This window comes from Anaeromyxobacter sp. SG17, from assembly GCF_022690695.1.
Classification (GTDB): domain Bacteria; phylum Myxococcota; class Myxococcia; order Myxococcales; family Anaeromyxobacteraceae; genus Anaeromyxobacter; species Anaeromyxobacter soli.
The window spans coordinates 1-10,147 of record NZ_JALCYX010000113.1 but is presented as its reverse complement, the minus strand read 5'-3'; the positions used below and the strand labels follow the sequence as shown (position 1 = coordinate 10,147).

General features: G+C 75.8%; 9 protein-coding genes. 2 read left to right on the top strand and 7 right to left on the bottom strand.

The genetic code is table 11. The features are described 5' to 3' along the window. Positions 1-230: 230 nt before the first annotated feature. Positions 231-3,905, bottom strand: a complete 3,675-nt coding sequence (locus tag MNY60_RS22445; RefSeq protein ID WP_242361951.1) for a DUF3683 domain-containing protein — start codon at positions 3,903-3,905, stop codon at positions 231-233. Between the two features lie 389 nt (positions 3,906-4,294). Here MNY60_RS22445 and MNY60_RS22440 point away from each other — a divergent pair, with 389 nt between their 5' ends. Both MNY60_RS22440 and MNY60_RS22435 read left to right on the top strand, forming a co-directional pair. After that, the gene (locus MNY60_RS22440) at positions 4,295-5,239 is read left to right on the top strand and encodes a hypothetical protein (RefSeq protein ID WP_242361949.1); all 945 of its coding nucleotides are present in this window, start codon (positions 4,295-4,297) and stop codon (positions 5,237-5,239) included. Between the two features lie 227 nt (positions 5,240-5,466). Continuing rightward, positions 5,467-6,159, top strand: a complete 693-nt coding sequence (locus MNY60_RS22435; RefSeq protein WP_242361947.1) for a GntR family transcriptional regulator — start codon at positions 5,467-5,469, stop codon at positions 6,157-6,159. Here the strand turns inward: MNY60_RS22435 and mdcH are convergent. The 6 genes from mdcH to MNY60_RS22405 form a co-directional block, all read right to left on the bottom strand. Next, the gene (gene mdcH / locus MNY60_RS22430) at positions 6,156-7,091 is read right to left on the bottom strand and encodes a malonate decarboxylase subunit epsilon (RefSeq protein WP_242361945.1); all 936 of its coding nucleotides are present in this window, start codon (positions 7,089-7,091) and stop codon (positions 6,156-6,158) included. The genes MNY60_RS22435 and mdcH overlap by 4 nt on opposite strands. Beyond that, a complete protein-coding gene (locus MNY60_RS22425) occupies positions 7,088-7,780 on the bottom strand; it encodes a malonate decarboxylase holo-ACP synthase (RefSeq protein ID WP_242361942.1) in 693 nt (230 codons plus the stop codon). The genes mdcH and MNY60_RS22425 overlap by 4 nt, the downstream gene beginning before the upstream one ends. Positions 7,781-7,808: 28 nt before the next feature. After that, on the bottom strand, positions 7,809-8,639 hold the full coding sequence (gene mdcE, locus MNY60_RS22420; protein WP_242361940.1) for a biotin-independent malonate decarboxylase subunit gamma: 831 nt from the start codon (positions 8,637-8,639) through the stop codon (positions 7,809-7,811). Then, the gene (locus MNY60_RS22415) at positions 8,636-9,499 is read right to left on the bottom strand and encodes a biotin-independent malonate decarboxylase subunit beta (RefSeq protein ID WP_242361938.1); all 864 of its coding nucleotides are present in this window, start codon (positions 9,497-9,499) and stop codon (positions 8,636-8,638) included. Before MNY60_RS22415 ends, mdcE begins: the two co-directional genes overlap by 4 nt. Then, entirely contained in the window at positions 9,496-9,789 is a 294-nt protein-coding gene (locus MNY60_RS22410) for a malonate decarboxylase subunit delta (protein ID WP_242338655.1), read from the bottom strand. Before MNY60_RS22410 ends, MNY60_RS22415 begins: the two co-directional genes overlap by 4 nt. Positions 9,790-9,792: 3 nt before the next feature. Next, on the bottom strand, positions 9,793-10,147 hold a 355-nt coding region (locus tag MNY60_RS22405), incomplete at its 5' end, for a triphosphoribosyl-dephospho-CoA synthase (protein ID WP_242361936.1).

The following is a 10,147-nucleotide window of genomic DNA, read 5'->3' as shown; positions in this document are numbered from 1 at the left end:
GCACCCGCGAAAGCGGGCGCGCAGGTTCACGGGCCCCGCCGAGCAGGGGTGGGGCCCCGACGAGCTTAGCTCGGCGGGGCGGGGACGCAGTCCCCGTGCGATCACCCCTGCGCGAACCCGCGAAGCGGGCGCGACCGTTCACGGGCCCCGCCGAGCGGGGGTGGGGCCCCGACGAGCTTCGCTCGGCGGGGCGGGGGACGCAGTCCCCCGCTTTCACACCGCAGCCCCCGTTAGAAATGCACCGCCGCCGCCCGCGCCGCCTGCGCGCGGAACCGCTCGCGCCAGTCCGGCCCGGTGAGCCGCTCCGCGAGCGCGATCGCGAGGTGCTTCGGCTCGACGCCGAGCGCGGCGTTGCGCCCGAGCCCCTGCACGCAGGAGGGGCAGTTCGTCAGCACCACCGCGCCGCGCGGGCGTCCCTCGATCGCCTCGGCGATCGCCTCGCGCTTGCGGTGGAGCATGGCGTCGGTGATGTCGGGCCGCGAGAGGGCGAGCGTCCCCGCCTCCGAGCAGCAGTGCGGCACCGCCTCCACCTTTCCGAACCCGCCGATGCGCGCGAGGACCGCGCCCGCCTCGCCGTCGAGCGAGTCGTGGCAGGGCGCGTGGTAGAGGACGGGCGCCTCGCCGGGAGCGGCCGGCGCGAGCGAGAGGCCGCGCTCGGCGGCGTAGCGCGCGACGTCCACGATGCGCCCGCCGAAGAGCTTCCCGGCCTCCATCGCCTCGAGCCCCTCGCGGCAGGTGCCGCAGGTGACCACGCAGCCGTCGAACGCGAGGTAGCTGAACATCTCGCGGATCTGGCTGAAGAGGATGGTGTCGCGGAGCACGGTCTGCGAGTGCTGCTCCGCCTTCGCGTTCGCGTGGGCCGGGAAGCCGCAGCACAGGAACGGCGGCGGGACGACGACCCGCACGCCGAGCGAGACGAGCACGTGCAGCGCGGCCATCGACACGTGCGAGTAGAGCCGCTCCGAGCCGCAGCCCGGGAAGTAGAAGACGCTCCGCTCGGCGTCCCCGCCCTCCGGCTCGAGCACGAGCACCTGATCCTGCTCGCAGGGCGGGAGCACGTCGCGCAGCGTCTCGGCGGGCACGGGGGGCACCGGCGAGCGCAGCACCTGGAGCGCGTACGGGGCGCGGCGGGCGTCCTCGGGCTGGAGCGGCGCCGCGACGGCGCAGGCGGCGCGCTGGATCGCGCCGCCGAGCCGCACGAGACCGCCGTGGAAGGCGGCGTTCGCGGCCGGCGACCGGCTGTCGAGGTAGGCGAGCGTCGCGCGCGTCGCCACGCTGGTGCGCTTGTAGCCCCAGCTCGCGAGGATCTCGCGCTCGAGCACCGACACCTCGCCGGAGTCGATGTCCACCGGGCAGGGCTTCGCGCACTTGTGGCAGATGGTGCAGTGGTCGGCCACCTCCTCTAGCCAGCGGAGGAGCTCGAACTGGGTCGAGCGCTCGCGCTGCGCGTCGTAGAGGAGCGCCTCGATGAGCGCGCCGATGGCGAGGTTCTTGTTGCGCGGGTGGAAGAACATCCCGCGCGCGGGGTGGTAGACGCAGCAGTCCGCCTTGCACTTGCCGCAGCGGACGCAGTGCGCGATGGCCTTCGCGAGCGCCTCGAGCTGGCCGTGCTGGAGGATGCGCGCCTCGAGCTCGAGGAGGTTGAACGAGGGCGTGAACACCTGGCCGAGGACGTCGAGGTCCTCGAGCTTGCCGGGGTTCATGAGCCCGCCCGGATCGACCTCGCGGCGGTGGGCGGCGAGCTCCCGGATGCGCTCGGGCTCGAGGTACTTGAGCTTCGTGACGCCGATGCCGTGCTCGCCGGAGACGACGCCGCCGAGCGCGATCACCTTGGCCATCACGCCGTCGATGACCTCCTCGGCGCGGCGGAGCATCGGCCGGTCGTTCGAGAGCACCGGCACGTTCACGTGCACGTTGCCGTCGCCGGCGTGCATGTGGGTGGCGAGCACGACGAGCCGGTCGCGCACCTCGCGGTGCGCCTTGTCGAGCGCGGCGAGGAGCCCGGCGTAGCCGCGGACGAGCTGGCCGAGCTCGCGCCTGAGGGCCTCGATCGCCTCGAGCGCGCGGAGCGCCCGCGCGTCCGCGCCGTCGAGGGCCACCCGCGCGGCGGCGCAGCGCGCCAGCGCCGCGGGGATCTTGCGCGCGAGCCACTCGGGGTCGTCCTTCGGCGGCGGGGCGACGCGCAGGATCTCCTCGGCGCGCTCGACGAACCGCCGCTGCGCGTGCCGCTCCTCCTCGACGTTCGTCGCCTCGATGAAGCGCGCGAACTCGGCGAGCGCCTCGAGCGGGAGGACGACGTCCTCGTTCATCTTGAAGGCGTTCGTCCGGCGGGCGATCGCGCCGAGCTTCTTGCGGTCCGCCCAGAAGCGCTTCGCCTCCGCCGCGTCGCGCGCCTCGAAGAGCTCGGTGTTCGGGTGCTCGTCGAGGATGCGGCGGATCCGGTCCACGCCGCGCGCGGCCTCCTCGCCCGAGTGGCCCACCACGTCCACGAGCAGCACCGCCTTCGGCGTCTCCGGCCGCGGCGCCTTCACCTTGTAGTCGATGGCGCGGACGTACTCGTCGTCGAAGTGCTCCAGGGCGGTCAGGGCCTCCTTGCCGCCGTCGGGGAAGGGGAAGGCCCGGGCGAGCTGGAGGATGACGCGCGAGGCCTCGTCGAAGTCGGGCCCGAAGAACTCGAGGCAGAGCGTTCGCTTCGCCTCGTACTCCGGGTAGAGGACGAACTCGGCGGAGGTGATGACGCCGTCGGTGCCCTCCTTCTGCAGGCCCGGGACGCCGCCGAGCGCCTTGTTGGTGATGTCCTTCCAGAGCCCCTTCTTGCGGATGTCGGCGCCGGTGAGGGCGATCCGCTTCACGAGCCGGCCGTCGTCCTCGACGACGTCGAACGTGACCGGGTCCTCCGGCAGGATCTTGCGCAGGCGGTGATCGACGCGGCGCACCGTCCACTGGCGGCCCGAGGGCATCGCGATCCGCCACGACACCAGGTTGTCGATGCAGGTGCCCCACAGGACGCAGTCCTTGCCGCCCGCGTTCTCCGCGATGTTGCCGCCGATGGTGCAGGCCCACGCGCTCGTCGGGTCGGTCGCGAACACGAGGCCGCGCTCGTCGGCGTGCTCCATGGCGCGCTCGGTGACGACCCCCGCCTCGAGCTCGACCACCTTGGCGGTCGCCTCGCGCCCGTCGCCGAGCCGGAAGGGCCGGTCCGCGATCCCGCGGATCCGGTTCAGCTTCTCGGTGTTCACGACCACGCAGCCGGGCCGCAGGGGGACGGCGCCGCCGGTGAGGCCGGTGCCGGCGCCGCGCGGGATCGCCTTGAGCCCGAGGCCGCCGATGGCGGCGAGGAGCGGCGCGACCTGCCGCTCGTCGTCGGGCATCACGACGGCGACGGGCAGGTGGAGGCGCCAGTCGGTCGCGTCGGTCGCGTGGGAGACGAGCGTGAACGGGTCGAAGAGGACGTTGTCCTTGCCGACCACCGCGCCGAGCACGCGCAGCATGCGGCCGCGCAGCTCGCCCGCGCCCTCGACGTCCGCGCGGAAGGCGACGAGCAGCTTCCGGCAGGCGCCGAGCACCTCCGTCACGCGCGGCTCGCCGTTCGCGTTCCGCCCGACGAGGCCGAGGTCCTTCTCGATGTTGCGGAAGAACCGGCGCCGGCGCGCCCCCGAGTCCACGAGCTCCTGGAAGAGGAACGCGTTCCGCCGATGGATGAGCAGCTCGCCGAAGAACCGCATCAGCAGGCGGGCGCTGCGCCCGGTGACGCGGAGGCTGCGGAGCTCCTCGAGCTTCGCCCACAGCTCCGGGCCGAGGAGCTGGGAGATCGCCGCCCGGTCGTCGGCGGACGTGTAGTTGAAGGGGATCTCCCGGACGGCGGGAGCGGGGGCGAGCGCGGCTTCGAGGATGGGGCGCTGCATGTGAAGCACCTCAAGGTAGCAGGTTTTCCGCCGCCCGTCGCCCCGTCCGAGTACCTCCGCGGTCACGCCGTCACGGCGCCTCGGGCTGAAGGGACCTGGATGCGCGAGGCCCGACACCTCGCGTGCCGGGTCCGGCTGCGAGCTCGGACGCTGATTCACCAGGCGGAGCGACGAGCCGTCGGCCGGAGGGGCACTTTCGCCGGAGCACTGCCCGCTCGCGGCCGGCTCCCTGCCTGCGGGGGTCTCCGGGCAACTCCCCCGCCGCGGCGCCCGCGCGTCCGCGGTGGGGCCCGTGGCGTCTCACGCGGAGTCCGAGCGCTGCCCGGGTTGCCGGCGGCTCCCTAAGATGAATGCCGGCTGCCGTCCGGGTCGGCCGATGGGGGGCGCACATGAGGGCTCTGAGCGCGATCGTGCTCGTCGCGGCGGTGAGCGGCTGCACCTCGGTGAAGGTGACGCAGCGGGACGGCTGCTGGGTGCGCCGGACGGAAAAGATCTTCGGCCAGGTCCGCGAGGACGTCGGCCCCTGCGCGCGGACCGCGTCCCCCTGGTCGGACGACCGCCTCACCCGCCTCGTGCAGGAGTGCGTCGCCCGCGAGGACTACCGCTGGCAGATGCGGGCGCTCGCCGCGTGGAGCCGCGGCGAGCCGATGCCGCATGACCGCGAGGCGAACGTGCTCGCCACGTGCGCGAGCGACGCGGCGCGCGCCGGGTTCGCCGAGAACGACGCGCTGAAGAGCAGGCTCGAGGCCGCGGACGAGCGGCTCTCCTTCGCGAAGGAGCGCCTCGCGGACGTGGCCGGCGATCGGGACGCGCTGCGCAAGCGCTCCGAGCTCGAGCACGACCGGATGTACGCGAGCCACGAGCAGCTCGCCGCGGCGCTCGGCGAGGCGGCGAAGAAGGCCTCCCCGCCGGCGACCGCGACCGCCACCGCCTCGAGCGACGGGCGTGCGCAGATGGACAGCAAGGAGCGTACGGAGCGCGCGAGCCCGGCGACCGCGCCCGTGGCGTTCGCGAACGCGACGCCCTGGCTCGCCGCCCCGGCCACGCCCGCCGAGCCCGCCGCCCTCGCGTGCGCGCCCGCTCCGTCGCAGCCGGCGACGACCGCGGCGAAGCGCAAGGCGACGTCGAAGAAGACGGTGATCGCGGCTAAGGTCCCGGAGTGCGTCCCCGCGGCCACGGCGGCCCCGGCGGCCCCGGCGGCGCAGCCGGCGGCTCCGACGATCGAGCCCGGCAGCGGCGTCGCCGCGCCGGCGCCGGGGCAGGTGGTGAAGGCGGCGGAGGAGAAGCCGGCGATCGCGCCGCCGCCGCGGACGGGGACGGCGAACGGGGAGTGAGCGCGCTTCGGCGCGCGCGTCATCATCGCGGGCGAACGAGGCCCCCGTGGTCTTCGCAGGGAGAGGCGCGGCTTGCGGTCCGGGCGTCTATCGTGGGAGCGCCGCCCTGAGCGCGTCGCCGCCCCCGGGAGCGGAGCTCGCCCCGAGCGTGGCGCTGCGGACGCCGCTGTTCACGTGCGCCCGTCCATTCGTGTATTCTGTATGCTGTGGACGGCGAGAGGGGCGCATTGGAACAAGTCATCGGAACGAAGCTCTCGGAGCAGCTCCGGGAGCGGATCGAGGAGCGGATCGTCGTCGGCGAGTACCCGCCGGGCGCGCGCCTCGACGAGATGGACCTCGCGAAGACCTTCGGCGTGTCGCGGACCCCCATCCGCGAGGCGCTCATCCAGCTCGCGTCGGCGGGGTTCGTGGAGATGCGTCCGCGGCGGGGCTCCGTCGTCGCGGAGATCCCTCCCGAGCGGCTGCGCGAGATGTTCGACGTCATGGCCGAGCTCGAGGCCGCCTGCGCGCGGCTCGCGGCGGGGCGCAGCAGCGACGAGGACCGGGCGGTGCTCCGCGCGACGCACGCGGCCTGCGAGCAGGCGATGCGCGCGAACGATCCCGACGCGTACTACCGGCTGAACGAGCAGTTCCACCTCGCGCTGTACGCCGCCTGCCACAACGGGTTCCTCACCGAGCAGGCGACGCTGCTGCACCGGCGGCTGCGCCCGTTCCGCCGCCTGCAGCTGCGCGTGCCCGGGCGGATGGAGTCGTCGTTCGCGGAGCACCAGCTCGTCGTCGAGGCGATCGGGCGAGGCGACGGGGAGCTCGCGGCGAAGCACGTCCGGGCCCACGTGGAGATCCAGGGCGCGCGCTTCGCGGACGTCGTCGCGAGCATGGCGGCCGCGGCCCGCAGCGCGGCGCGCAAGGTGCCAGGCTAGAGGGGTTCCAGGCGGCGCTCGCGCCGGGCGAGCGCGGCCGCCGCGGCGGCGCCGGCGTCCTCGACGGCGACCGCCCGCGCCTCGGGGAACGCCTCGGCGGCGAGCGTCGCGAGGGTGCGCCCCGGAGGCACCTCGAGGAAGAGCCGCACCCCGAGCTCGACGAGCACCGTCGTCGCGTCGTGCCAGCGCACGGGCTCCATCACGTTCCGGGCCAGGTCGTCCCGGATCCGCTCGCGGTCGCGGGTCGGGCGGGCGCGGCCGGAGGTGACGTACGGCACGCGCGCGTCGGAGAGCGCGACGTCGCGCAGCGCTGCGGCGAGTCGCGCAGCGACCGGCGCGAGCAGCGCGCAGTGCGACGGCACCGCGACCGCCATCCGCTCCGTCCGGCGCGCGCCCGCCACCCGGGCCCGGTCCAGCACCTCGTCCAGCGCCGCGTCGGCACCGGCGAGGACGATCTGCGCGGGCGCGTTCACGTTGGCGACGTGCAAAGGACCTCGGCCGGTCACCTCCGCGGCGAGCGCGGCGACGCGCCGCTCGGGCAGGCCGACGACCGCGGCGAGCCCGAAGCCGCGCGGGAACGCGCCCTCCATCAGCTCGGCGCGGAGGCGCACGGCGCGCACGGCCTCGGCGAGCGGCAGCGCCCCGGCGAGCACCGCCGCGGTGAACGTGCCGACGGACAGGCCCGCCACCGCGTCGGGCGCGCCGTCCTCCGCCGCGAGCACGCGGCCCGCCGCGACGCCGGCGACCACCGTGGTGAGCTGGACGGCGACCGTGGACTCGAGCGCGGCCGCGTCGTCGAGCGAGCGGACGTCCTGCCCGAGCGCCGCGCTCGCCTCGTCGAGCGTCGCCGTGACCGCCGGGTGGCGGGGAAGGCGATCCAGGAACCCCGGCGACTGCGCCCCCTGGCCCGGGCAGAGGAGGGCGATCCTCACGGGAGGCGCTCCGCGCCCGCGCCGGGCTGCCAGGGATCGGCGACGCGGCGCGGCCCGGCGGCGGTCCGGGCGACGACCGTCCTCGGCTCCGCCGCGAGCTCCGCGAGCGCCACGCCGCCCGCGGGCGTCTCGAGCTGCACGTCCACGCGGGCCGCCAGGCCGGCGAGCGCGGCGAGCAGGGCGCGCGCGCTCGCCGCGGGGACGCGCGCAGGGGCCCTCACGAGCACGTCGAGGTCGCTCGTCGCCGAGACGGACGGGACGCCGCTCGCGAGCTCGAACCCGACCGCGCCGACGGGTCCCCACCCGAGCCCCGTCGCCGCCAGGATCTCGAAGGCGGCGTCGAGCGCCGCGAGCGCGGGCAGGCGCGGGGGCCGCTCGCGCCAGCGCGCCGCGCGGGCGAGCTCCTCGGGCGTCACCCGGGCCGCGACGGCCTGGGGCGCGAGCCACGCCGCGAAGCGCTCGCGACGCTCCGCGCCGCGCACGCCCACGGGGATCGCGGTCCCGCGCGGAGCCGCGCGCCGGACGACGACGAGCGGCGCGAGGCGCAGTCGCGCCGGCGCCCACGGCGGCAGCGGGGGCTCGGGCTCGAGGGCGTCCGGGTTCGCGAGCACGAGGAGATCGTGCGGGAGCACCGACCCCGCGGGGCGCGCGGGGCCGGCTCGCCCGCCGGGCTCGGCGCGAGCGCTCATGCCTCCCACCTCGCGGACCTCGCGCCCCTCATGCACCCGACCACTGCTCCACGAGCCTGCGCCGCACCTCGATCGACGCGGCGCGCGTCTCCCGCGCCGCCTCGGAGGTGAGCCTGCAGCCGAGGTGGCGCGCCCCGGAGCGGGCGCTCGCGACGGCGGCGACGAGGGATCGCCGGACGCGCGCGGCGTCGTCGCCTGTCGGTGCGTCGGCGTTCACGCCGCCGACGAGCTCGTCGACGAGGCCGAGCCGCGCGAACGCACGGACGTCGTAGGCCATCGGCAGGATCTTCTCCCCGAGCGCCTCCACCTCCGCGACGGAGCGGCGCGTCACCCTCGCCGCCGAGCTCTTGCCCATGGCGTGCACGAGGACGCCCGGATCGTCCAGGGCCACGATCCGGTTCGCCTGGTACCCGTGCGCCAGGAACGCCCCCGACATGGCGGACCCGACGAGCAGCGCGACGACGGGGTGGCCCGAGAGCCTCGCCGTCGCGTAGGCGTCGACGGCGGCCGCGCAGGCGAGGTGGATCCCGAGCAGCTCCTCGCACCGTCCGTACGCCTGGCTCGTCACGTCCACGATCGCGACGAGCGGGCGGCGCCCGCCGTCGGCGTCGGCGGCGATCGCCCCCCGGACGTGGCGGGCGAGCGTCCACGCCTCTGCGAGGCCCACCTCGCCGCTCCGCGCGCGCGGGAAGCGGCTGCCCGGGTCCGGCACCACGGCGAGGAACCGCGCGCGCTCCTCGCCGAGCGGCGCGTCCACCACCCGCACCGACGCGGGGCCGCCCTGCATTGCGCCGTCCGCGCCGGTGAGCGCCGCGAGCCACGTCGCGCCGCGGCTCGCTCTTGAGCTCGATCCGCTCATGCGCCCTCCTCGTTTCCCCACGCCTGCCGGAGCGCCGCCGGCTCCGGCGGTCCGGCCGGGTCGATCGCCGCGAGGCGATCGAGGAAGAGCTCCACCTGCTCGGTGCGGTGCCGGGCCGGGCGCCCGCTCCGGAACGCGGCGCGGACCGCGGCGGCGATCGCCGTGACGTCGTCCTCGACGAGTGCGTCGGCGAGGCCCGTCGCGTGGCGCTGCTCGCCGCCCACGAGGCTCCAGACGAGCCGGCGGTCCGAGGCGTCGAGCTCGTCGAGCCCGGCCTCCTGCTCGATCACCTCGGGGCCGTTCATGCCGAGGCGCGCCTGGCGAGTCATGACGAGGTGGCTGCAGAGCGCCGCCGCGAGCGACATCCCGCCGAAGCACCCGACCATCCCCGCCACGACCCCGACCACCGGAACGCGAGGACGGAGGGCGACGATGGCCGCGTGGATCTCCGCGATGACCGCGAGCCCCAGGTTCGCCTCCTGCAGCCGCACGCCGCCCGTCTCGAGCAGGAGGACGGGGCGCGTCGGGACGCCGCGGGCGTGGTCCCGCGCCACGAGCTCCAGGGCGCAGGCGATCTTCGTGCCCGCGACCTCGCCGATGCTGCCGCCCTGGAACGCGCTCTCCACCGCCGCCACGACGGCCGGCTCGCCGTCGATCCGGCCCCGCGCGAGCACCACGCCGTCGTCCTCCTGGGGCACGACCCCCTGCCGCTCCAGCCACGGTGAGTGGAGCCGGTCGAAGGGCGAGAGCAGCTCGCGGAAACGCCCCGCGTCGAGCACGGCCCGCACGCGCTCGCGCGCGGTGAGCTCGATGAAGCTCTCGCGGGCGAGGGGTCGAGGTTCCGTCACGGGGGCGCTCATGGCGCGCTCTCCTCGATGGCCTGCTCGAGGCGGAGGAGCACCATCCCCGGGGTGGCGCCGAAGTCGTTCACCTCGATGGCGGCCGCGCCGTGGTAGCGCGAGAAGAGCCGGTCGAGGACGTTCCGCCAGACCTGGCCGTAGCCGTCCACGGTCGTGCGGATCCGGACGCGCGCCTCGCCGTCACCCGAGGGCTCGAGGAGCACCTCCAGGTCGCCCGAGCCGACGACGCCGACGTGCGCGCGGCGCCCGACGGGATCGCGGGCGGGGTAGCGGAACTCGAGGGTCTCCATGCATCACCTCCGCGGCGGCGCGAGCTCGGCGCCGACGCCATCGAGGAACAGGACCGCGGCGAGCAGATCGGCGCTCCCGCCGGGCGAGACGTTCAGGGCGAGGAGCTCGGCGTCGAGCGCGAGCAGCGCCGCCCGGCCGGCCGCGGTGCCGGGTCCGCCCGCCCGGAGCGCCGCCGCGGCGCCGCGCTGGGCGACGTGGAGCGCGCGCGGCCCGCCGCGGTGCAGCAGGCAGGTGTCGTCGAGCGTCGACATCACGGCGAGCAGCGCCTCGAGCCGCGCGTCGTCCTCGGCCGCGCCCCGCGCGCGCGCCCGGAGCAGGGCAGGGTGCCCGCACGAGACGACGTGCGGGAACCCCGAC

What these genes read in the sequence shown, in the direction of transcription:
- MNY60_RS22445 (WP_242361951.1), bottom strand. Translation starts at nt 3,905, where the DNA reads ATGCAGCGCCCCATCCTCGAAGCCGCGCTCGCCCCCGCTCCCGCCGTC.
- MNY60_RS22440 (WP_242361949.1), top strand. Translation starts at nt 4,295, where the DNA reads ATGAGGGCTCTGAGCGCGATCGTGCTCGTCGCGGCGGTGAGCGGCTGC.
- MNY60_RS22425 (WP_242361942.1), bottom strand. Translation starts at nt 7,780, where the DNA reads ATGAGCGCTCGCGCCGAGCCCGGCGGGCGAGCCGGCCCCGCGCGCCCC.
- mdcE (WP_242361940.1), bottom strand. Translation starts at nt 8,639, where the DNA reads ATGAGCGGATCGAGCTCAAGAGCGAGCCGCGGCGCGACGTGGCTCGCG.
- MNY60_RS22415 (WP_242361938.1), bottom strand. Translation starts at nt 9,499, where the DNA reads ATGAGCGCCCCCGTGACGGAACCTCGACCCCTCGCCCGCGAGAGCTTC.
- MNY60_RS22410 (WP_242338655.1), bottom strand. Translation starts at nt 9,789, where the DNA reads ATGGAGACCCTCGAGTTCCGCTACCCCGCCCGCGATCCCGTCGGGCGC.